General features: G+C 44.0%; 22 protein-coding genes. 3 read left to right on the plus strand and 19 right to left on the minus strand.

Features of this window, described 5'->3' with window-relative positions:
• Nucleotides 1–67: 67 nt before the first annotated feature.
• From H5300_RS11310 to H5300_RS11380, 15 genes are all read right to left on the minus strand, one after another.
• Nucleotides 68–1492: a Wzz/FepE/Etk N-terminal domain-containing protein gene (locus H5300_RS11310; protein WP_182795994.1), complete on the minus strand. Its 1425-nt coding sequence runs from the start codon at nt 1490–1492 to the stop codon at nt 68–70.
• Nucleotides 1489–2625: a glycosyltransferase gene (locus tag H5300_RS11315; RefSeq protein WP_182795995.1), complete on the minus strand. Its 1137-nt coding sequence runs from the start codon at nt 2623–2625 to the stop codon at nt 1489–1491. Before H5300_RS11315 ends, H5300_RS11310 begins: the two co-directional genes overlap by 4 nt.
• Nucleotides 2618–3403, minus strand: a complete 786-nt coding sequence (locus H5300_RS11320) for a DapH/DapD/GlmU-related protein (protein ID WP_182795996.1) — start codon at nt 3401–3403, stop codon at nt 2618–2620. Before H5300_RS11320 ends, H5300_RS11315 begins: the two co-directional genes overlap by 8 nt.
• A 92-nt stretch (nt 3404–3495) precedes the next feature.
• On the minus strand, nt 3496–4872 hold the full coding sequence (locus H5300_RS11325; protein ID WP_182795997.1) for an O-antigen ligase: 1377 nt from the start codon (nt 4870–4872) through the stop codon (nt 3496–3498).
• 251 nt (nt 4873–5123) lie between these two features.
• Complete coding sequence (locus H5300_RS11330; protein WP_182795998.1) at nt 5124–6248, minus strand: glycosyltransferase family 4 protein; 1125 nt, start codon at nt 6246–6248, stop codon at nt 5124–5126.
• Nucleotides 6229–7740, minus strand: a complete 1512-nt coding sequence (locus H5300_RS11335; RefSeq protein ID WP_004733802.1) for a sigma-54 dependent transcriptional regulator — start codon at nt 7738–7740, stop codon at nt 6229–6231. The genes H5300_RS11330 and H5300_RS11335 overlap by 20 nt, the downstream gene beginning before the upstream one ends.
• 226 nt (nt 7741–7966) lie before the next feature.
• Complete coding sequence (locus H5300_RS11340; RefSeq protein WP_182796012.1) at nt 7967–8317, minus strand: Hpt domain-containing protein; 351 nt, start codon at nt 8315–8317, stop codon at nt 7967–7969.
• A gap of 604 nt (nt 8318–8921) precedes the next feature.
• Nucleotides 8922–10154 carry a glycine betaine/L-proline ABC transporter ATP-binding protein gene (locus tag H5300_RS11345; RefSeq protein ID WP_182795999.1) on the minus strand — a complete coding sequence of 411 codons (1233 nt, stop codon included), beginning with the start codon at nt 10152–10154 and terminating at the stop codon, nt 8922–8924.
• Nucleotides 10147–11046: a proline/glycine betaine ABC transporter permease gene (locus H5300_RS11350; RefSeq protein ID WP_004733798.1), complete on the minus strand. Its 900-nt coding sequence runs from the start codon at nt 11044–11046 to the stop codon at nt 10147–10149. Before H5300_RS11350 ends, H5300_RS11345 begins: the two co-directional genes overlap by 8 nt.
• A 195-nt stretch (nt 11047–11241) precedes the next feature.
• The gene (locus H5300_RS11355; protein ID WP_182796000.1) at nt 11242–12240 is read right to left on the minus strand and encodes an ABC transporter substrate-binding protein; all 999 of its coding nucleotides are present in this window, start codon (nt 12238–12240) and stop codon (nt 11242–11244) included.
• Between the two features lie 332 nt (nt 12241–12572).
• Nucleotides 12573–12779, minus strand: a complete 207-nt coding sequence (locus H5300_RS11360; RefSeq protein ID WP_182796001.1) for a hypothetical protein — start codon at nt 12777–12779, stop codon at nt 12573–12575.
• Nucleotides 12780–12834: 55 nt separating this feature from the next.
• Entirely contained in the window at nt 12835–13524 is a 690-nt protein-coding gene (locus tag H5300_RS11365) for a tyrosine-protein kinase family protein (protein WP_102482961.1), read from the minus strand.
• A complete protein-coding gene (locus H5300_RS11370; RefSeq protein ID WP_017090932.1) occupies nt 13524–15623 on the minus strand; it encodes an SLBB domain-containing protein in 2100 nt (699 codons plus the stop codon). Before H5300_RS11370 ends, H5300_RS11365 begins: the two co-directional genes overlap by 1 nt.
• Nucleotides 15620–16456 (minus strand): OmpA family protein, encoded by an 837-nt coding sequence (locus H5300_RS11375; RefSeq protein WP_182796002.1) that lies wholly within the window; start codon nt 16454–16456, stop codon nt 15620–15622. Before H5300_RS11375 ends, H5300_RS11370 begins: the two co-directional genes overlap by 4 nt.
• Nucleotides 16457–16518: 62 nt before the next feature.
• Nucleotides 16519–16848 carry an STAS domain-containing protein gene (locus H5300_RS11380; protein ID WP_004733793.1) on the minus strand — a complete coding sequence of 110 codons (330 nt, stop codon included), beginning with the start codon at nt 16846–16848 and terminating at the stop codon, nt 16519–16521.
• A 311-nt stretch (nt 16849–17159) separates the two neighbouring features.
• On the opposite strand from H5300_RS11380, the gene H5300_RS11385 reads away from it, so the two are divergent.
• The gene (locus tag H5300_RS11385; RefSeq protein WP_182796003.1) at nt 17160–18002 is read left to right on the plus strand and encodes a DNA ligase; all 843 of its coding nucleotides are present in this window, start codon (nt 17160–17162) and stop codon (nt 18000–18002) included.
• 118 nt (nt 18003–18120) lie between these two features.
• Here the strand turns inward: H5300_RS11385 and H5300_RS11390 are convergent, their stop codons facing one another.
• A complete protein-coding gene (locus tag H5300_RS11390) occupies nt 18121–19491 on the minus strand; it encodes an MATE family efflux transporter (protein WP_004733791.1) in 1371 nt (456 codons plus the stop codon).
• 453 nt (nt 19492–19944) lie between these two features.
• Between H5300_RS11390 and H5300_RS11395 the strand changes: the two genes are divergently transcribed.
• A complete protein-coding gene (locus tag H5300_RS11395; protein WP_108111340.1) occupies nt 19945–20556 on the plus strand; it encodes a riboflavin synthase subunit alpha in 612 nt (203 codons plus the stop codon).
• A 182-nt stretch (nt 20557–20738) separates the two neighbouring features.
• Here the strand turns inward: H5300_RS11395 and H5300_RS11400 are convergent, their stop codons facing one another.
• Nucleotides 20739–20942, minus strand: coding sequence for a CPXCG motif-containing cysteine-rich protein (locus H5300_RS11400; RefSeq protein WP_004733789.1), 204 nt, complete (start codon nt 20940–20942; stop codon nt 20739–20741).
• A 114-nt stretch (nt 20943–21056) separates the two neighbouring features.
• On the minus strand, nt 21057–21923 hold the full coding sequence (locus tag H5300_RS11405) for a fructosamine kinase family protein (protein ID WP_004733788.1): 867 nt from the start codon (nt 21921–21923) through the stop codon (nt 21057–21059).
• A gap of 616 nt (nt 21924–22539) precedes the next feature.
• Here H5300_RS11405 and H5300_RS11410 point away from each other — a divergent pair.
• Nucleotides 22540–22884: a DUF3802 family protein gene (locus H5300_RS11410; RefSeq protein WP_004733787.1), complete on the plus strand. Its 345-nt coding sequence runs from the start codon at nt 22540–22542 to the stop codon at nt 22882–22884.
• Between the two features lie 114 nt (nt 22885–22998).
• Here H5300_RS11410 and H5300_RS11415 read toward each other — a convergent pair whose 3' ends face one another.
• Nucleotides 22999–23484, minus strand: a complete 486-nt coding sequence (locus tag H5300_RS11415) for a C40 family peptidase (protein WP_182796004.1) — start codon at nt 23482–23484, stop codon at nt 22999–23001.
• Nucleotides 23485–23550: the final 66 nt, after the last annotated feature.

Here is a 23550-nt window from a genome sequence, read left to right on the forward strand (position 1 = left end):
GAAAGCTAAGAAGCTAAGAAGCTAAGAAGCTAAGAAGCTAGCAAGTTAAAAATAGCTTTTAGGCTAATCAACTCATTTTAGGGATAACGGTAATCACAGGGACACCTAAGATGTCTTCAATTTCATCTTTACGCTTGATTGAAGAGTCAAACAGCTCAAACAATATCGCCAACCCAATGCCAAGGCCGATACCTGCAACGAAACCAGCCAAAACAAACACAAAAGAAGGTATGTTAGATTTCATACTAGGCGTGAAGGGTAAATCGATAATCTTCACACGTTTGTTTTGCTCGAATACGCCAAGCGAACCCGTTAATTGAGCCATTTCATAACGCTCTGTCAGTTCATCGTATAGCTGACGCTTGATTTCAACTTGGCGTTTAAGGCGATACATCTCTTTTGCATTTTCACCGAAGTTATTCGCCTTGTGTTCTAATTCGAAAATCATAGTACGAAGGCTTTTCGTTTCTTCAGTTAAAGACTCAAAGCGAGCGCGAACCAGTTGTAAACTGTGTAGTTGGGTGACTAAAAGAGGTTGGGTATCCGAAAGTTTGTTCAGTGTCGTACTACTTGCAATGTCCCAAAGCTGGTCGCTGTTCATCGTAGGTTGGGTTACATCGAGCAAACTCTTTCTCTCATTTTCAAGTCTGTCTAGTTCACGAACTTTAGCTTGTACGGCACTGTGTTTGTTTGTGTATTTGGCTTGAAGCAGAGCCAGTTCACTACGAATATCGATGATCTGATCTTCTATTCGACCTATCACAGGGTTGGTTTTTGAAAGCTGTTGATCGATTGACCCTAAGCTTTTTTCAACACCGGATAACTCGGCCTCTTTTTCTGCGAGTGTTTGTTTGAGTGACGCTAAGCGATTCAAACTTTGGCTCTGTACCTCAGGCGTCGAATGAACATTCTCATTCATGTATAAGGCAAGAGCTTCTTCTGCTACTTCAAGTTCAGCACTGCGTTTATCTATATGAATTTTCAAGAAGTTACTCGAGTCTTCAATCGACGAACGTTCCGGAGCGAGCAATTGTTCAATGAAATGTTCACTTACCGAACGAAGCGTCGCTTCCATTCCATCTGGCGTGTTTGAGCTTAAGCTGATTTTTAGAAAATCTTTTCCAAGCTGAGTCACCGTTAGACGTTGAGATAGGTCAGTAATGATCTCTTGTTTCTCAATTTCAGGCATATCGGGCGTGGTTAATTGCAGTTCATCAGCAACCGAGTAAAGCACATGTCGACTATGAAGTAGTGTTCTCAACGCGTTAAGGCGGTCTTTGAGCATGGTAGAAACGGCAATGTCTTCCAAGAATGGATTCATTTTGGCCGTTTCTTGAATCAACATACTGGTATGCGCGTCATATTTAGTTGGAGCCAACTTGCTCACACCAAAGCCGACAAAGGGCAAAATAAGGATTGGTAGAACAATAACGTAGCGTTGGCGCCACATGGCATTCAAGATGAACAATAACCGCAATTTCAGATTATTCATAATAGCTCCAACATCCAATGTACGAAGTTACCGCGGTTCTGCCAGCTGTCTTTAGAGACAACAGAGACTGGCGAGTTTTCAAGGTGACGGCTTTGCTCGAGAGCTTCGACCATCTGTTGTGCATTTTCAACGGACGTAACGTGATTTTTATAAGGGACCATTGCAGGAAAAGGGGTGGTCACGATAGGAGTTCCCGCGGCTAAGTATTCCATCAACTTTAATGGACTGCATGCTCGGATCTGTTCGTTATCAACGAAAGGTAATAGGCTCACATCCCAGTGTTGTGAATAGCTTGGCAACGTGTGATGTGGGCGAGGCCCCAAGTAATGAACATTATCGAGGTTAGGCAACGACAATGTATCAAGCTCATTAGGGCCGATGAATACAAAGTCCCATTCCGGCATGGCTGTCGCCACATGTTTGACCATGTCGTAATCCAGCCATTCAGATAAGCTTCCGTAAAAGCCTGCAATCGGGCGGTGGTTGCTTGGCAAGTCGTGTGCTCTTGGAACTGGTGTAGAAAATAGCCCGACATCGACACCATGTGGTAAGAGTTGAGCTTTCTCATTAGGGAATTTGCCCATCAGCTTTTCACTAGCAGCGAAGATCAGATCTGATTTTTCAATCAATTCCAATTCATGCTGAGCGACAGTTTTGTGGTCAACGCCCGCGAGCGCACTAAAGTCATCCCCGAAGTAATAAACAACCGCTGACTCGCCTAAGTGTCCGCACAAATCAACAGCGGTAGGAAGGGAAGTCCATAAGATAGGATTATGAAGTTTCAGCTCAGCAATAACTGGCTTCAACTGGCGTAACATCATTTGCTGAGCCAGTTTTCTAGACAACTTAGAAGAAGGCGCAGGAATGGTTTTCAAGTTCACGACCGTTATGTTGCCTTGGTCGTTTGAATCAGCGGCGTTTTGTGGATCCAGCATGTTTTGAGTAACTGCGTTGCTTCGCCCTGTCAGTTTATTGAATGCACGAGTGATGTCTTTAACTGACAGTCTTGGCTGTCTAAGACCAATAGAGTTGACCCATAAGACTTTATGTTGTTTAGCCAAGTGGCGAACCAAGTGTTGAGTCGATGAAGGCAGACCGCCAAAGTCTTCACCAAATACGATTAAATCACGCATGGTCGCCTCCATGAGTCTCTAACGAATCGAACACATCGGATTCTGTCACTTCAACGGATTTAATCTGACCGACAACTCGAGCAGGGTTACCGCCTGCGATTGCGAAGGCAGGGATGTTCTTTGTTACCACGCTGCCTGCGGCTATTACGGCACCTTCGCCGATGGTTACGCCACCTTTAACGGTAACATTGGTGCCTAGCCATACATCTTGTTCAAGAATGATGTCGCCGATTTGCTGAGGGTCATCGCCTTCACCTAGTGCTCGACGTTTTGCATCAAGCGGGTGTCCAGAGTATCCAAACAGGAAAGCGCCGCCAGCGATGCGTACGTTGTCGGAGATAACGACTTTACCTCCAACAGCGATGGTCGATTGCCAACCGATGTCTACATTGTTGCCAATCGACAGTAGTGGGTGTTCCAAGCCTTCAAGTGGTTGGGTACAACCAGAGAATGTCGTGTGGCCAGAGATACGGCAGTTATCGCCAATCGTAATTTGTACCGGACCACTGACGAAAGGGAGGCCACCGTATAAATACAGGCGTTTGCCACATTGAGCGACACGACCTTTGAAAGCCGGAGTCCAGTAGAAGAATCGCGTAAAGCCAGAAACCAAATTCACCACTAGCTTGTGCGCTTGATATAGGCAGCGATTAAGTACTTGAGGGGTAGGTAGCTCTGCGCTTCTGATGTTTTTCAAAATGATAAACACATTTCTAATTCGAGAATTAGGATGAAACTTAAGCCAATGTTTGAATTGATGTATAGATACTGACGTCATAATGAAAATCCTCTTTTTTGTTATATAGAAGTACTTTTATATATTGTGCCATTTAATAAGTGCAATATTTTCAATGAGTTACAAGTTGACTTTTAGGTTTTCTCATTTTGACAGGCAGTATGAGATACGTTAGAGACGCAAACTGTGAGTGCTGCGAGGATGTAAATCGGCCAGTTGAAGCCTTGAGTCAAAAATGTACCCGACACGATTGTTCCAATCAGACCGGCATAGATCGCATAGGCGACCGCATTAAGCTCGGGGGCGATTTCTGTGGCCGAGTTTTTTAACCTCGTTAACGTAGAGCGAGAGGTTTTGATCAAAGAAACGATAAGACAAACAAAAATGATCAGACCAATGAATCCGGTCTCTGCTAACACACCAAACCAAGTACTGTGAACGGCGTGATTCAGTCCGTCCCAGTGCGAACTATAAAAGAAGTAGTTCGAGAAGAAGTTGTTCAACCCTACGCCTGTCAGTGGATTCTCAACTGCCATTTTTACTGCTGCTTCCCAAGCATAGATTCGCCCCATTGCAGATTCATCGATACCTTGTTCAGCGGCACCACCAGAAGATCTGTCTGAGATCCCAGCAACCAAGTAGAGCACTACGGCCACGACAGTTCCTACGGAGATTAAGAGAACTTTAGAGCGCACTAGTTTCCACGCAAAAATACCAATCACCGCAATACACCCCAGTAATCCGCCACGGCTTTGAGTGGCAATAATGGCGGCGAGCAGCAACAAACAGACTAACCCGCTAATTAAGCGTTTGGATCGTGAGATGCCAGTCGTGGTGGCTTGGCTTATCGTAAAGGCGAGTGGGAACATCAGTACCAGTGCTAGATCGTTCGGGTCACCTAACATAGAGCCAAAATCGCGGCCAATAGTCACACGTGAGCCTTCAACAAGCCCAATGCCATTTACTGAGTTGTACACGGCAATAGAGCTTACTAAAGCGCCAGCGTAAATAATCGTCATCGCGGTTTTTGTGAGATTTTCAGTGGTATTTACTAGCCAAGTAATCGCAAGCGTCATCACGATGATTTTCCAATAAACGCCTTTGAATTCTGCAAGTGCTACGGGCCTGTTAGACGCGAAGATAATACCAATAAAAACCAATACCCAAAAAATGGCGAGCCAATTTAAACAAGGGTGCCAGAAGATTTTAAGCTCTTTACTGATTAATGCATGCCAAAGAAGAGCCGACAGAGCGCCTAATGAAAGCATCAGTGGTATTTTTAACGAATAGAGTTGAGGTATGGCTTCGTGAATTCGGAAAAATGAAAAGACAACGAACAATAGGACTAGCCAGAATGTCTTGTTTAACACGAATAATCCGGCCAATGGCACAAGAGCGAGCGCAACAATAACAGCGGGATGCGGCACGAAGTACCAGACAATACCGAGCCCGACACACAAGGCGCTGATCGTGATGATGACTGGCAATCTATTGGCTTCAGGGTGGACCATTGTGACCTCTATTCGCAAATAAACTCTTAATGACTCGGCTCGCAATTTTGTGAGACGTAGTTACGCCTGATGTTAAATATTGCAAAGCGAGTGCCAGTTATGCATTTTGTTTAACTAACTGATTTAGTGTTGGATTATTAAGTGAGGGCTTAGCCTTGAGGTGAGCTTTGTCATTTTGAGAATCAGTATAAAACTGTCTAAAGTACTTAAATCATCTAGCCCAAATGACCAGTTAACTACTAAGACGAGTATTAACGGTCGAGTTGATAGATTTCCAACAATTGCGGGACAACAGCTTGTGGCGAGTATTGGTCTTTCACGGTTTCTATCGCGTTACTCTTGAGAGAGTCACGTTGCTCGCTCGTCAATGACATCCACGAGGATAAATGCTGTTCTAGTACTAACACTGTTTCTGAATCAGATTCTGAATTGGCGAGGTAGCCATTAACTTGGTGCACGATGAGCTTAGGCAAGTTACCAACTGAGGTAGCGAGAACGGGAATGCCGCGAATCATGGCTTCTAATACCGCCATAGGTAAGCCTTCAAAGCGGGAAGGGATGATTAACAAATCGATTTGGCTCCAGACGTCGTCCATATTGGTCTGATGCCCATGAAAGGTAACATTATCAGGCTGCGATTTAACTAAGGCCTCCATTTCGGGTCCGTCACCAAAAAGCTCAAACCGAGCATCAGGAAACTGTTTGGCTAATGCGACAAATCGATCAGGCGCTTTTTCATGGCTTAACCGCCCCACAAAGCCTACATGGAATGGGCTTGATGAAGGGGAGTTTGTTAACCCGGTTGGGACTTTAACAAAGTTATTCAATTGATGGGTTTTACTCGGCACTTTCGCTTTAATCTTCTCACTGACCACGAGCGACTGATCAGAAAGAAAGCTGCTGTAACGGTCGAGCCAGTCATAAAGCCATACTTTGCCTGCTGGGGTTTCACCTGCGTGATAAGTGGTGATTTGTTTGGTGTTGTTAAAACACGGTGGGAGCTTGATGAGTTTACTGACCAAACTGGCTTTGTAACCATGAGCATGGATAAGCCTTGGCTGATAATGTTGAACTGCACGTTTAAGCTGTGTCGCGCTATTGCCGTTTGAATCTGAACAGCATAAGGCTAAATCGGAGAGGTAACTAAAAGGGATGTTCAGCGTATTCAACTTTTCAACGATGATCGCTTCAGGATTAAACTGAGTCAAAAGAACGATTCGAACAGCATCTGAATACTGAGCGCTTTCAGAAATCAGGCCTTGTGCTAATTCTAAAACATGCGTTTCTATACCTCCAAAAGTTTGGCTGTCGATCAACAGCCAAATTTCATGAAGGTTTACGTTGAGTACACCTTGGCTAGGCTTGATTGTACTCATCTTCCGATTCCCAAGCCTGCTTCTTACGGTAGACGGTAGAAGGGCTAAGTTCTAACAACACAGCAGCGTTTAGCACATTCCCATCGCAATGATTGATCGCGTGTTGAATGGCTTCGCGCTCTATTTGCCACATTGGACGAATAGCACCTCCGCTTGTTGTAAATGCGGGCGTCATCGGGTCGTTGTTAGCGGGAACAACTGACGATTGCTCCAACTCTTCAGGAGTAATCGGTGGCAACTTAGCTTCTGGTGTTTCCACAACAGCAGTTTGGGGCGCCGCTACTCGAATTGGTGTCACTGATTTCGAGGTTGGAGCTGCATCTATTTTATTAATCGGAGGCGGTAACATGTCTTTGGTCACGCTTGTTTCATTGTTCAACACCACGATGTTACGGATGATGTTTTGCAACTGACGCACGTTGCCTGGCCACGCATAACGCTTAAGTAGATTCTGCGTTTCTTTGTCTATTGATTTGAACTTCTTTTTGTCTTGCTTCGCGTACAGCTTTAAGAAGTAATTGGATAGCGTGACAATGTCACCTCCTCGTTCACGAAGCGGTGGCATCTCGATAGGCACAACGTGAACACGATAGTAAAGGTCTTCTCTAAAGCGTCCTTCTTCTACCTCAACCAGTGGATCGCGGTTGGTCGCACAGATAATCCTGACATCAACTTTAATCTCGCGGTTGCCACCGAGTGGAGTAAACGTACCGGTTTGCAAAAATCTAAGGAGCTTCTTCTGCATCTCTAGTTCCATTTCACAAAGCTCATCGAGAAATAGGGTACCGCCATGCGCTTGCATTGCTGCACCTTTACGGTCGGTTGTCGCACCAGTAAACGCTCCTTTGACGTGACCGAAGATTTCACTCTCCATTAGGTCTCGAGGGATAGCGCCACAGTTAATGGCAACGAAGGGCTTACCGTTACGTTGACTCTCTTGGTGGATCGCTTCTGCACACACTTCTTTACCCGTACCACTCTCGCCGTTAATAAACACGCTGGCAGTGGTTGGCGCGACAGAATCAATGATCTTGTAAACCGCCTGCATGGGTAGGCAAGAGCCAATGAAATTATGAAAACGGTCACGATCGAACTTGCTTTGCATGTTATCGACGAGGTTTTCTAGCTTAGCTCGTTTCAAATGCAAGCGGACAGAGGTCTTAAGTCGATCGGCTTGAATTGGCTTTTCCAAGAAGTCTTCCGCACCGCGCTGGATGAGGTCTACAGCAATATTAACTGAGCCATGTGCTGTCGCGATAATGACGGCGGTCGGTATTTCATTCGCACTTATCCAATCTAAGACTTCTTCGCCTGGCATGTCGGGCAGTTTAAGATCGAGAATAACAAGCTGTGGTGAGTGCCTTTCAATGAAGATCTTAGCTTCCGCGCCGGTTTCGACGTGAAAAATATCGTAGGGCTCGTCTTTTACGTACTGCTTGTAGAGTACGGCGAGTGAGGTGGAGTCTTCAACTAACAATACCTTAGGGCGCATTGTGTATTCCTTTTGAAACTTTATCCTAACTAATCGATAACATAGTGGTATGTATCCATCAACACGAGACTTGTGTATTTGTTATCTACCGCATGCAATCTCTTAAGAAACGATAGGTGTACTTTCTCGCGTTGTTGGTCACGATAGAGTGCCTATTAATGGTGACTATATTGATAACGACTATGTTGAGTTTTTATCTGATACCGACACTTACACTGATGAGCATTCAGAGCTCGCTGAAACCAGCCTCTTTTCTTTCAAGCAAGGCTTTGATTGAACGCTCTGCGAGTTCTAACAATTCGTCAACTTGTAGAAATGCGGCATCATGACTCTGTTCTAAACATTGCTTCTCTAAAACGCGAGCTAACTCACCCAAAGGGCGATTACCTAATGATAGCGCCGTGCTGCCAAGAGTATGAACCTCAAACTCAAGTGTTTGAGCATCGTTCTGAGCGACAGCCTCTTTTATGGCGACCAAGCGTGTTTGTGATTCTTCGACATAATGGTCGATCAAGATCGGGATAATATCCGTGAGTAAAGGGGCTGTTGACCTTTCGTGGTTAAGTTTTGTTCGAATGGGGACGCCTAGTCAAAATCGTTTTAGGTGCGGCGAAGAGTATGTAGCCTAGTCATTCTAAGCAAATATTCTTCAACAAAGCATAAAACGATTTTTGTGGGGGCGCCTAGCTGAACCCTTCGGGCAGCCCTTGTGGTTCATTTCTACTGCGTTAGAGACTTTTCATGTAGGCCAGCTACACGTCAAAGCCTCTTCCTTGTATTGATTTTCCACAAGATGCTGCAAAACCCAGCTCGAAAGGTCAACAGCCCCTATTAAGTTCTAGTCATTTTCTAGAATAATTTCAACTGGTTGCCGTACAAATAGAGCATTTAATTGGCATCTCGCTCATCTTGCTACTGGGTTTGTGACAAACCTAACGGACTGATTTAATTTTGTTTTCTCTTATGAAATATAAACTTAGGTGCCTATAAGCGTAAGGGCCGGTTGAGCTCAGGAGAAAACGAGGCCAATACAAATAAAAAAGACCACTGCAGTGAATTAACAACAGTGGTCTTAGAGCGGGTTAAGTAGTTTAGGCTAATCTAAATAGCTGTAACTCAAATAACAGTAATTCAAACAGCTATAATTTAAACAGCCGTGCTTTAAATCACGAAAAGTAGAACTACGAAGCTTTAGCTATCTTTGGCTTTGGGTCGGCTTCTACTTCTTCCTCGCTACTTTCTGAGAAGATATCAGCAACAGCGCTTCTCTCTAGTTCACCTTTTAGATTACCGTCTTCATCAACAACCGGAAGAGAGTAGTCACAAGACATAGTGTCTGGAAGTACTTCTTCAATTACCGCATCAGGTAAAACAGCAGGTACCTCTTCGTAAATCTCATCGCTGAAGTCATGAACAGAGGCATCTTCAACCGCGTCTTGTAAGCTCTCTTGTGTGACTAGGCCTTGATAGCCTTCGTCCGTTACGTGATAAGCGTAATCGTTTTTCAGCATCTTCATTTGTGCCAGAGCACCTTCAATCGTTTCTGAAGTGATTCGATAGAGAGGAGGCTGCATAACCGTTTCAACCGTCAATGCACGAGCACGGTTTACGTCTTTAACGAATGCCTCTACATAGTCATCGGCTGGATTCAGTAGAATCTCATGTGGCGTACCTTGTTGTACCAACTCGCCATCTTTCAAAATTGCGATTCGATCGCCGAGACGGAGTGCTTCATCCAAATCGTGGGTGATGAAAACAATCGTCTTATGAAGCTTCTCTTGCAGTTCAATGAGCTGATCTTGCATTTCACTTCGAATCAAAGGGTCGAGCGCAGAAAACGCCTCATCCATTAATAAGATTTCAGCGTTAGTACACAGTGCTCGCGAAAGCCCAACACGTTGTTGTTGCCCGCCCGAAAGCTGGGCAGGGTACTGCTTGCCGTAACCTTTCAACCCCACCGTTTCTAGCCACTCATTGGCTTTCGCTAAACGGTCTTCTTTTTTGATGCCTTGTACTTCCAACCCGTACGCAACGTTTTCTACCACGGTGCGATGGGGCATTAAGCCAAAGCGTTGGAATACCATCGACATTTTATGACGGCGGAACTCTTCTAATTGCTTGGTGTTGAGGCTCATTACATCAATACCTTCGACCATAATTTTACCCTGAGTTGGGTCAATTAAACGGTTGAAGTGGCGAATTAGAGTCGATTTACCCGAGCCAGAAAGCCCCATGATAACGAAGATTTCACCGCGGTTAATCTCGAGGTTAATCTCTTTTAAACCGACGGTATGACCTGTGTCCGCAAGAATCTGATCTTTGTGTTCACCGTCCTGAACTCGGTTCATAACAGACATAGGTTTCGGTCCAAACACTTTGTATAGACCACTAATTTCAATCAATGGTTTAGTCATGCTTGAGTCCTCCTAAATGCGCATTGGTTCTTCTTGCGTATGCCTGTGAAGCGCGGTCAAAAAGAATTGCGAGGGCAACAATGGCAAAACCGTTCATCAAGCCTAATGTGAAATATTGGTTGGTGATGGATTTAAGAACTGGTTGTCCTAGGCCTTTCACACCAATCATGGATGCGATAACAACCATAGACAGTGCCATCATAATGGTTTGGTTGATACCCGCCATGATCGTTGGCATTGCTAGAGGGAGTTGAACACCCCATAAGCGTTGTTTCTTGCTCGCACCAAAAGCGGTTGCTGCTTCAAGGACTTCTTTATCGACTAAGCGTATGCCTAGGTTGGTTAAACGAATCACAGGTGGGATCGCGTAGATAACCACGGCGATCAGCCCTGGAATTTTACCGATGCCGAGTAACATCACCACTGGGATCAAGTAAACGAATGCCGGCATGGTTTGCATGATATCAAGCATCGGTGTAACGATAGATTGAGCTCGATTTGAACGAGCCATCGCAATACCAATCGGAATGCCTAAGAATATCGAAACCAAGGTACAAACAGTAATGATACTGAGCGTCCGCATGGTGTCTTCCCACATTCCAAAGTAACCAATAAGGAGCAGAGAAACGACACAACCTAAAGCCAGTTTCCAAGAACGACTCGCGGCGTAGACAAGGCTTGTACAAACGGCGAGGACAATAATCCAAGGGGTTGAGATAAGAAGTTTTTCAAACCAAACAAGGAATGAAAGAAGAGGGTCAAATAGAGATTCAATCATTTCACCGTATTCACGAGAGAATTCACGGTATGCGCCATCTAGCGTCTTTTTTATGGTTCGTAAATCAGCGCGTTCCATCTCTGGAAACGTTGATAACCAATTGGTGTCAGCCATTTTATATCCTTATAGTTCGGAGCCACTTGTTCATGCGATGAGGTAATCGCCTATGAAAAGGGCTCCGAATCATGAATAACATCAAGTATAGCGACGTTATTTCCGTATTATTGAAGCTTAGTGCTTAGCCTTAGTGCACAGTGCGTTTCGAAATATAGCTATCATTGAAATATAACGGCTATCGAAATGCTGCGATTAAAGCTCAGCTTCAACTTTCTTAGCGACTTCTTGAGAAACCCATGGGTGCCATACTTCTGGGAATTCACTCAAGAAATGCAAGCTCGCTTCTTCACCATCCGCTTGATTGTCTTCCATCCAAGCAAGCAGGGAGTTCATCTTATCGTTTGTGAAGCCACGTTTAGTGAAGTAGTCATAAGCTTCAGGTGCACGTGACGCAAAACTCTCAGTGGTGATAGTGTGAACGGGTGAAGGCGGGTACATCGTCGCTTTAGGTGAATCACAGTCTTCTTTGGTGGTACAAGTTAAGAACTCTTGTTCATTAACACCACTACCAAAGTCAACTTTAACCATGTCGTATTTGCCTAGAACGGCGGTTGGCGCCCAGTAGTAACCAAACCAAGCTTCTTCGCGCTCATAAGCTTTTGCGATAGAGCCAGATAAGCCGGCACTCGAGCCTGGATCAACAATCGTGAAACCACTGTCTTCCAGCTCAAGAGCGTTAAACAAGTTTCCGGCGCTGATCTGACAGTTCCAGCCTGCTGGGCAACTGTAAAATGCTGATGTATCTGGGTCTTCAGGGTGCTTAAATAAGCTAGCGTTTTTACGTACACCTTCGATGGTTGCCATCTCTGGGTATTGTTTAACTAAGTAAGCTGGAACCCAAAAGCCTTCTTCACCGCCATTCACAAGTGCTTTACCTGCGTAGCGAAGACGTTTCTCTTGGACACCCTTGTCCAATGCGTCTTTTAAGCTGTTGCTCCAAAGTTCAGGTGCAACATCAGGCTGGCCTTTTTCAATCATGGATGTGCCTGTTGGCATGGTGTCGCCTGGGATAAGTTCGGCATCACACCCATAACCATGTTCTAGGATGAATTGGTCGATATTGGCGATCAGTGTTGCAGAGTTCCAGTTCATATCTGCGATTGTTACGCTGCCACATTCTCCAGCGTTAGCATTACCGCTACCGCTGGCTGCTGCTACTAACAAAAATACGGAGCTTAACTTGTATTTCATATTGAGTTTCCTTTCTCTTTAATAATACAACTAAGGTAACCAAGGTAAATTGATTATCTAAATTGCTCGATGGTGATCCTTTCCGTGTATTTGAACCATTTGAGCAGAAGGAGGGATGGGTGAAGTTTGAATAGATAAACGTGCAAAGTCAGTGAAGTGTGATTTGCCAATTCATCCACTGTGTTTCAACAGCCATCGGATAACTTTGTCAAACTATTACAAATTCGTCAAAAACCACCTCTATTTATAATCTTAGGGAATAATCGTACGAATTCCATCTTTGATGCGATTTACATGGCACTTTAACCGTCTGTGTCACATTACCGCTAAAGTTAGGCATGGGGCTGTTGATTTTTGAAGGGATTTAAAGGTGATAAGACCATGGTTGACGTGTGTGAAATGCGTTGAATGGTTTTTAAAATCTTATTTTCAATAATAATTTCGCCAAAAACACCCAATTTGGTTTTGGGGCATTTAGAGCTGTCGGGGGCTTGAAGTTTAATAGGATAGGTGGCTGTCATGGTATCAATGACAGCCATACAGTTGTACAAGAAAGCTATAGTTGTACAAGAAAGTTACAGTGGCGCGAAAAAGTTACATCGGCAGGTTTAAAAACTCATTTTGATACAGCTTGTTTGCCAAGCTATCGCGAAGTTTAGTTGGAAGGAATTTCATTCGATTGATTTGTCTTACCAACTCTTGTGTAAAGCTAGGTGTTTGTTTCATGTTCATCACACTGCCCATTAGATTGATACTCTGAGCATCAAGCAGCTTTTTCGCTTGTTCTAGGTGGTGAGTTGACGTTTCACCATAGGCGACAACCATCAATGTGCTGTCACAGGCACTCGCAACAGACTGTGCAGGGATATTCCCTTTGTTAATGTTGAGAAGCGGTGAGGTGTCGATGATGACTCTGTCGTATTTCTCTAGCCATTTGTTGACCACTTTTTGTAACGTTGTCGGGTCTTTATAAGCAAGCTGTGTTGATGCCACTTGAGGTGCCGGGACACCAATGAACATCCGGTGAGACTCAACATGTTCTATTAACTGCCCCTGTTGACTGTCTTCTAACATGTTCAAATCTTTGAAAGCGGGGTTGTATAAGTTGAGGTCAACATAAAGCGTAGAATGACCAGCAAGAAGAAAACGTTCTGCTAATGCAGTAGCAACAGAGGTTACACCGTCACCTGAATGACAGGCAGTCACACAAATCGATTTCTGTCCGTTAAGTTCAGAAGCTAAATACAGTTGCTCGACTTCGGCATGGGTCGCTGAAATTGTCATTATAAAGCTCCTATTAAGACAATCATTGTTGTTAGACGTAATATGTCTTCTAGACCTACACGAGCTTTTTCCATAAAGCTCTCACGGCGATCTGGGATGTAGATAGTGTCACCAGCGCGCAGTACTGGTAGGTTGTAAATATTGGCTGTTTTGCTGAATTCAACAAGGTCGAAGGTACGAGCTTGGCCTTGGCAACAAGACATATTCACAATGGTAATTTTCTCTACGTAAGCATTGTCAGTAGGGCCTGCCGCTTCTGCCAATATATCTAGAATCGTCATGTTGTCGTTAAACACATAGCGACCTGGGTTGTTAATCGCACCAAGCACACGAACGGTTTCTTCTTTCGGTGTGTCTAACCAGTTTTTACCTTTCTCCGGAATATAAATGGTGTCACCGGTGGTTACATTTGGCAGTAATGATTCGTCACCGGTTTCAAAGTAGAGCGATAGATTGAGTTTGCTTACTTTAGAGTAGGTTTTATCACGATGCGTGACACGAACGTTGTGTATATCGGCATCCTTAGTAGGGCCGTCTGCCGCAGACAAGATATCAAGGAAGTGCATGTCTTTGGTGAAGCGGTAACGACCGGGTGCATTCACTTGTCCAAAGATGTAGATCGAAGCATCAGAGCTTTGACGTACCCATTGAGATTTATTGTCTGAAGGATCTTGTGGCAAGTCGTGGACTCGGACGATAGAGCCGGCTCGAATTTGCGGCATCAGATCTCGAGGCGCGCCATTTCTGATGAAATCATCAAGATTAAACACAACCATCTTTCTACCCGTCACAACTTCAATTTTTGATGTGTCAGCGCGTAGCGTAGGGCCGCCAACGTGGGCCAGTAATCCCATGAAGTTCATTTCATCTGACCATTCAATACGACCAGGTCGGTTGACTTCACCGATAACGTTAACCGCTCTGTCTGGTGCAATCTTCAACCAAGACTTCTCGTTCATGTCGGTTTTCTCTGGAACGAAAATAGCGTCACCGGCTTTAATACTCGGTGGGTTAGAGTTAGGTAGACCTTCTGTGTAAGCCGCTAAATCGAATTTAAGTACTCTGCCATCCGCTTTGATCACACGTATTTGGCGCGATTCTGCAAATCGAGTCGGACCGCCAGCATTCGCAAGGATATCCATGAAGGTGGCGTCTCTTTTTCCTTCAAAAGCACCGGGAGCGGCAACTTCACCCATAACGTAAACCATGTTGGCGCCGGATTTGATCTCTTCTTCTTGCTTCGGCACAAAAATGGTTGCACCCGGGCGTAAGATTGGAAGTAGGCTTTCGTCACCAGAATCTAAATAACGTTTAAGGTTGAATAGCGTAGGCGTGTTGTTTGAAATTACTCGGATTTGCTCAACACTGGCATAACGAGTCACACCGCCCGAGCGCATTAGTACGTCGACCAGATCGGTGCTCTCTTTATAAGTGAACGAACCCGGTGCATTTACTTCGCCAAATACTTTAATTGAATTGCGAGAATCGGCACTGTCACCAGAGTTAGCAAGCTTAGCAGCATCGAATTCTTGTTCAATATTGCCTACTAATGGCGATGCTGGAACAAAAAGCGAATCGAGTGATTGCAGAGTAGGTAGCGTTGATTCGTCACCTGAATCAAGGAAACGCTTGTAGTTAAACTCTTTCTTGTCCGCGCCTCGCTTGAGAATCAATTTGTCCAGTTGTGCTCCCGGACGTAATCCACCGGCTGCGTAAAGCGCCATTTGGATGCTAGAACCCAATGCCAGTGTGTATTCGCCAGGCTGTTCTACATAACCTTGAACGTAAATAATGATTTGTTGTTCTTTGACGTACACCGAAGCGTTCGAAAGGTCTTTATAAGCGGTTGCCAGTGATTCTAGAACGACTTTGTTAAGCTGCTCACTGTCATAACCCGCAACAAATACGGCGCCAACTTCAGGAAGGGTAATGCGGCCACGTTTATCCACTTGGAACCCTGTATTTAACGTACTTTCACCGGGTACGTTAACTTGGATAAGATCACCGACTTGAACCGCGTCTGAAAACTCTTCGCTCGCATTCACGACACTCGTAAAGCTTAACGATAGGGTGAAGATAAAAGCGATCAATAATTTCATAATCCACCTCCCATTTTCGCGGCATTTTTAGGGGAGATAACTTCGATACTCACTCGGCGGTTAGTTAAACGCGTACCGTCTGATTCGCCTTCAAAAAGAGGGACAGTTTCCCCAACAGACACTGCTTTTATTCGCTGAGCACCTAAGCCAAAAATAGTTAGGTAGCGTTCGACTTGCTTAGCTCGTCCTAGTGCTAGCTTATCGTTATATTCTTCGGTCCCCGTCGCATCGGCATGACCCGTAACAACAAGGTCTAGAGATTTATGCTCTTTCAGTAGTGTCGTCGCCTCGGCAAGTCGTCCCATGTACTTGGGGTTGACTTCGGTAGAGTTTTCCGCGAATTGGTTGTCAACGTTAAGCAGGTCGTACAACTGTTCGATAACCGACAATTGCATTCTAAATTGGTTTTCGTTTTTTGGTGGTTCACACCGTGCTTGTGACGTCACATAGTCCAGTTGGACTTCAAGTTCGTTTAAACGTTTTCTTTGAATGACTAGGTCGTTTGCCGCATCTAGAAGCAGGCCACCTTGTAGTTCGCGAGCGATACGATTTTGCTTCTCTATCGCTTGCACAACAGCAGCGGGGAAGCACCAACGGGCGCCTTCTTGAATCAAGGCATCAAGATGTAATTTAGCCAGTTGCCAATCAAAACGTAATCCGTGTTCAGGACCAAGAGGCTCGTCTGGCATGACAGGAGAAAAGTCGGCATTTTGGTAATTAATAGAGTCATAACTTTCAGCCAAGCCGCCAGTGCCTTGTTCAGGGTAGCTAGTACAGCCACCTAGAACTGAAGCAGACAGAGAAAGGGCTATGTAGTTTTTCAGTATTTTCATGCCAACGTCCTATGTTTTTACTTTTTATTATTATGTTTTGTTACTTCTAGCTTAGTGGATCTTCATGAATTTGTAGGATTTTTTGAATTTACTGGGATAGCGTGGCCAATACGTAGCAAGTTCATAATTTCAAGAGGCTGGCCAGTCACATTTTCAAGTCGCATGTTGCGCTCGCGCTCAGTTAGGCGTTTGAACATGTAAACAATTGCGCCAACACCAGATGAATCTAAAAACTCAACTTGGCTAAAATCAACTTCGATTTCAGGGTGGCCATCATTTGAGATTACATCGTCAATATCGGTCTGAGCATCACGGCTACCTGCTGCATCTAAATCACCGAAGATAGAAAGAGTCAGTGTCGTTGTATTTAAATCAATCTTACGTAGTTCCATAGCGATATCTCCTTTTGAGTATGTATGGACAATTGCACTGAATGTGCCAACTTTTATGTTTATATTTTTCAATAACTTAACTTGATCGCTAATCTCTATCTCATATTGAGAAAGTCGGTTTCTCAATATGAGAACTAAAAATGGGTGAACATTTGAGACCCATAAGTCATTAATTACATGAATGAAATTGAAAGTTAAATAAGGTTGGCGTGTGGATCGCATCTTCTAGCAAAGGTTGCCTACCTACGTGTCAGAACACTTAGGATTAAAGGCGTTTGTTGACCACTACAGATATCAATACGGAGCAGATGATGAGATTAACTAAATTGGCGATAGCAACTCTATGGGCGTGTTCGCTTTCTTCTCATTCATCCTATTTACCTCCCGACCATTTGGTACTGGCCAATACATACCAACAAGGCATTGATGTTTCTGAATACTGGAAGAGTGAAAAGCTTGATGGGATTCGGGCTCTTTGGGACGGACAACACCTTTATACTCGAAACGGAAATCGCATTTACTCACCGAAGTGGTTTACAAAAAACTTGCCTAAGGTGCATCTCGAAGGGGAGTTGTGGGCAGGAAGAGGTAAGTTCCACTTAGTCCAATCTACCGTCCTCGATCATACGCCTAGTGACGTAGCGTGGCGCCAAATAGATTTCATGCTGTTTGATATGCCAGGGGCTGCTGGTGATTATCAAAAGCGCTATTACAACATCTTGCATTGGGTAAGCATGATTGGAGAACCTCATGTCAGCTACATTGAACATGTACCGACTCACAATGAAGAAGCTCTGTTCCATCAACTCGATAATGTCGATGAGAGTAATGGTGAAGGTTTGATGCTTCGTAAGATCACCAGTCGCTATCAAGCCGGTCGAAGTAATGACCTTTTAAAGCTTAAAAGGCATCACGATGCGGAAGCCACGGTTATTGGTTACAAAGGCGGAACAGGGAAGTATAAAGGGATGATGGGTTCGATTTTGGTTCACACAGAAGAGGGTGTGGAATTTTATATTGGAAGCGGGTTCAGTGACCAGATGAGGCTCGCACCGCCCGAAATAGGTAGCCGTATTACTTTTCGATACAATGGCTTTACTCAAAACGGAAAGCCCAAGTTTGCACGCTTTGTTAGAGAGAAGAGTGAATACTAATCTCTGAGTATAAACTAATCGCCCCCAAAATTATTTACAGCCGTAAGCGAAAAGAGCCCTGAAAATCAGAGCTCTTTTTGTATGCGATAACGGCGATACCGGTTTAGCGAGGACGAATCTAACGAGAGCTAAATTCTAACTGAACATCATCGTCTTGTTTATGCATCCAATGCAAACGCATACCAAGCATAATGGCAGCTGATGTTAGGCCGACAATGAAACCAATCCAGAACCCATGTGCGCCCATAGGTTCAACAATCCAATCTTTCATCCCTAAGATGTAGCCGATAGGAAGACCAAGTAACCAATACGCTACGAAGGTAATGTTGAAGATCGAACGCATGTCTTTGTATCCACGCAAAGCACCTGCAGCGATAACTTGGATTGCATCGGTACATTGATAAACCGCAGCGAACAACAATAACTGCATCGCAACGGTAACTACCGCCGTGTTCTCTGTGTAAAGTAACGAAACCTGCTCTCTAAACAATACTGTTAATGCCGCTGTCATAAAGGCGGTTACCAAACCGACGATGATACCCACGTGTGTTGCGATCTTCGCACCTTCAGTGTTGTTTTCACCCAACTTATGGCCAACACGAATACTCACGGCGGCACCGATGCTCATTGGAATCATAAACACGAGAGAAGAGAAATTAATCGCGACTTGGTGTGCGGCAACAACCAATGAACCTAATGGGGCTACCAATAGGGAAACCACTGCGAACAGCGTGACCTCGAAGAAGATAGCGGCAGCAACTGGAAAACCAAGTCTAAACAAACGAATTTGAGCTTTAAGTTGAGGCTTGTGGAACGTCCCGAAGATGTTGATTTTAGCCAAACGCTTTGATGTTAAAACGTAAGCGAACAGCAGAGCAAACATCACCCAATAGACGATAGCCGTTGCAACGCCACAGCCAACACCACCAAGAGCAGGGGCACCAAGTTTTCCGTATACGAACATCCAGTTAAGCGGGATGTTTAATAGCAAACCGATAAAACCAATCACCATGGCAGGCTTAGTTAAAGACATGCCATCAGTAAAACTTCTCAATGTTTGGAACAGCAAAAACGCAGGCACAGCAAACATCACCGCATTCATATAGCCGATGGTCTTGTCTGCCATGAGTTGCTCAATGTCCATCCATTCCAATATCAGCTGCGTTTGGAACAGCACGCCAATAATAGGTAACGAGATGACGAGCGCTAAAAATGCACCTTGCTGAATCTCAAATGGAATTTTGACTTGGCGGCCTGAACCGTTCAGTTGTGCAACAACAGGAACCAACGCCATCAAAAGACCTACACCAAATAATATTGATGGTAGCCAGATACTTGCTGCAATCGAAACCGCTGCCATATCGATAGCACTTACGCCACCGGCCATTACGGTATCAACAAAACCCATTCCAGTTTGTGCGACAGATGCAATCAAAACTGGTGTCGCAAGTTTGATTAGATTCGAGGATTCTTCTTTGTAACGATGCACAAACAACTCCAAATAAGAGGGAAAATTAGAATAACAGTGTAGGAAAGGACACTCTGAAGGAATCAGAGGCAATGATCTTAAGCTTCCACTGGACGAATCATAAAGAAATGTCACAATAACTGCTATGAAAAACTGTTATTAGGGCGTGTTGTTCTTTCGAGCTGATTTTTGCAGCGAGTTGCTGGGTATTTATATAAGGCAGAGGCTTTGATGTGTAGCTAGCCTACATGAGAAGCCGATAACGTAGTAAAAATGACCAGCAAACGCTGCCCGAAGGGTTCGAGCTGGGCGCCCCCGCAAAAAGCGTTTTACTCTTTGTTGAGGGAGATTTGCTTAGGAGACTAGGCTACTTCCCCCTCGCCGCGATTAAAACGCTTTTGACTAGGCGTCCCCATCCGAACAAAATTTCACCGCGAAAGGTCAACACGCCCTAGAATGCTAAATAGGAATCTTATGTTTACAGGTATCGTTCAAGGCATGGCAACACTGGTTGCAATAAACAAAAAAGAGCTGTTTCAGACTCATACCATTGAGTTAACAGATGAAATGGTTGAGGGATTAGCAATTGGTGCCTCAGTAGCTCATAACGGTTGTTGCTTAACGGTAACGGAAATTTCGGGCAATCAGATTGCTTTTGATTTAATGCAAGCCACATTGCGATTGACGAACTTGGGCCAACTGGATGTTGGTGACAAAGTGAATGTTGAGCGTGCAGCAAAGTTTGGTGACGAAATTGGCGGACATAGCATGTCTGGCCACATTACTCTGATGGGTAACCTCGTTGATGTGATTAAGACAGAAAATAACCGTACGCTTTGGTTTGAGCTGCCGCAAGAATCAATGAAGTATGTGCTGAGCAAGGGCTACATTGGCGTTGATGGTTGTTCATTGACAATCGGTGAAGTGGAAGAGAACCGTTTCTCTGTTCACCTGATCCCAGAAACGCTGAATCGTACTCTGTTTGGCGGCCGTGAAGTAGGCGAACAAGTAAATATTGAATTCGACCCTCAAACACAGGCGATTGTTGATACTGTTGAGCGCGTATTGGCAAACCAGAAATCGTAGTGACGGTTTATCAATAGCATTTGCCCCAAAAGCGACACTAAGTAAAAGTCGAAGATATTAAAAAAGAGCACATTAGGTGCTCTTTTTCTATTTTTGTGTATTTGTATTTTCCTAAGCTAGCCTCAAAATCGAGGTGTAGCTCTAAATCGAGATGTAGATCCAACTCGACAAGAGAGTAGGGGTTAGAAGACTTGTTCGTCGTCTGCATCAATCGAGAGATTAATTCTGTCTCTGACTTCATCTACCTGCATATCGAGGTGAATGGCATTGCAACACGCCGGGCAATCGTCATAAAAATCTTGGCTCCCATTAGAAGCATCGAGCGTTATGCTGATTGCATGCCCACAGTGGGGGCACGAGACATGTTTCTCTGTGTATTTATGCATGGCTAATTCTCCTCACTGTATCTTGTCCAAATCGTAGTAGCTTTAAAGATCGCAGTAGCTTGTATAGATCTATGCAGTAGCTTTATAGAACGCAATAGCTAGCTGTGATTGGTATTAAACGGCCTGTATCTTCTGAATGCATGCTTCAGTTTGTGCTAAATATTCGCCGCCAAATTGATTGCAGTGGTTAAGAAGATGGTACAAGTTGTAAATGTCTTTCCGATCAGTATAGCCAACGTCGAGTGGATTGACGCTCTGGTAACCTTCATAAAACTCTTTTGGAAACCCTTCAAACAATTCCGTTAACGCTAAGTCACATTCATGGTCGCCCCAATAACAAGCGGGGTCGTAACAGATTGGCCCAAAGGCTGAATTTGCTACGTTGCCGTTCCAGAGGTCACCATGAAGTAAAGAAGGACGAGGATTGTGGCCAGCAAGACGCATATTCACCACATCAACGATGTCATCAATATCACCGAATTCAATGCCTTTCTCTTTTAGCAATTGCAGTTGGAAGCCGATGCGTTGTTCAGAGAAAAAGCGACCCCATTTCTTATGCCAAGGGTTAGGCTGAAGTGTACTACCGATATAATTATCTTGGTCACAACCAAACTCTTTTTGCTCGCCCCATTTATGAAGCTGAGCAAGCTGCACCCCGAAATCAAAGCTGTTATTACCCGTATCAAGCGGCTTAGTTGGCAAGTAATTGAGAATAATGAATGAGCATTCTTTGGTTTTACCAATCAGTACCAACTCAGGCACATAAACGGTGGAGGTTTCTCTTAACAAGCGTAAGTTCTCAGCTTCGATTTCAAACTTAGGTAAAAATTCTCGCTGGTTCACTTTTACGAAGTAGCGTTCATTACCATCGCTGATCATATAGCAATCGTTAATGTCACCACCAGAAACCTTGGTACGTTCAGTAATCTGAAAGTTAAATAGAAGAGTATCTGAAAGTTGTTGAGAAATGGCCTGCCACATAGGAAATCCTCAAAGACTGAAAGTTAAAAAATTGAAGGTTAGAAATACTGTTTGTTAGCCATAGTTTAGGATAAATTTGAGCAATTTATAGACGTACTCGTCAATGTTCTTATCTGTTCTTCACCTTATGTATAATCAATTGGCTGATTTGTGAACTCGAACTGATTCAAGCTCTTTGAACTACAAACAGAAATTGGCAACGTAAAGTTATAGAATTGTTTGGAACTGGCCTCACAATCGAAACGGTTTTGGTCGAAACAAACTGGAAAAGTAGTTGGAGCTTGTTATTGTCTACGCATCAACTTAAATGTGCTATCAGAGTAGGTTGAAACGACTATAGTTAACGATAGGGCACGTGACCATCTCAGCTTGCTAGCTCTTTACTAACTCTTTAATAGCCGAGTAATGATGACGTGTAGAGTCTGCAAGTATCTTGACCAACAGACATCTAGCGACACATATATATGCAGCTATTGGTTTAATATTTAAGCTGAAATACTAACTAGGATCATTTTAATACGGTTTTTGGTAATAAAGTGATGACAAATCGCTTCATTTACATAGTATTAAGCAAGTACGTATTAATCTGCTCTTGAGCTTAAAACGGAGATTTATTGTGGTTGTAGAAACCGATGGCTATTTGGCTCTGATCGAGCACTTATCGTTTAATCTGGATGTCTTTACAAATAGTAATGGCGATACAGGCAATGAGAGTGTTGAAGACATCATCACAGACATGATTTCAACAAACATCATGGCTATTTTTGAGCAAAATCCAGAGTTGCATTCGAGTGTTCGTTTTCAACTTTTGAAAGAAGCCGATGCTGTGGTAGCGGATTTAGGCGAAGTATTAGCGGGTGTATGGGCTAAGAAAGCGACCAACGAGCAAATTGTATTTCTAGATGAATACATCGCGCTAGTGAAGAATCTATTTGATTCTGCTGTTGCTAAATACGACTAACTATTTGTCCATTTCCTCGTTAGTCATTTTTTCACGATGATTATGTTCACGATGATAGGCGTTTACGTCGTAGCTTTAAAAGTGACCTCGTTTAGCGGTTAAGACTTTAAACCGCTATAAACGCCTAAAGTGCCAAAACTTAGAAGCCCAATAAGGGTTATCCAACCTCGATATAATGACACCTTTCGATGTCGAAGCATGTAGGAATTGATTATTCCCTAAATACACACCTACGTGTCTTACCGTCATCGACGTTTTGAAAAATACCAAATCTCCGCTTGTTGCTTGTCCATACGCTATTTCTTTTCCCTTTTTACTCTGATCTTTTGTGGTTCTCGGTAGGGCTTGTTGTGTCGCATTTTGCACGGCAATTTGAACAAAAGCGGAGCAATCTACGCCTCGAAATGATGTCCCACCGAAATGGTATGGCACACCTTTCCACTGTTCATACACGCTCATATAAGCTTTTGTAGTCAATTGTTCTGACTTTGATAAGGGTTTCTGTGCGGTTTGACTAAGCTGAGAAGGCGATGGTGACGAGCTACAAGCAGCCAATGTTGCTAAAGTTATTGTAACTACAGCCATTTTTCTGAATTTCATATGTAACTCTTCTGACAAAAAACTGAAATAAAAACGTCATCAAGGACTTCTAGTATACGAACTAAC

This window comes from Vibrio sp. SG41-7 (assembly GCF_014164465.1).
GTDB lineage: Bacteria > Pseudomonadota > Gammaproteobacteria > Enterobacterales > Vibrionaceae > Vibrio > Vibrio splendidus.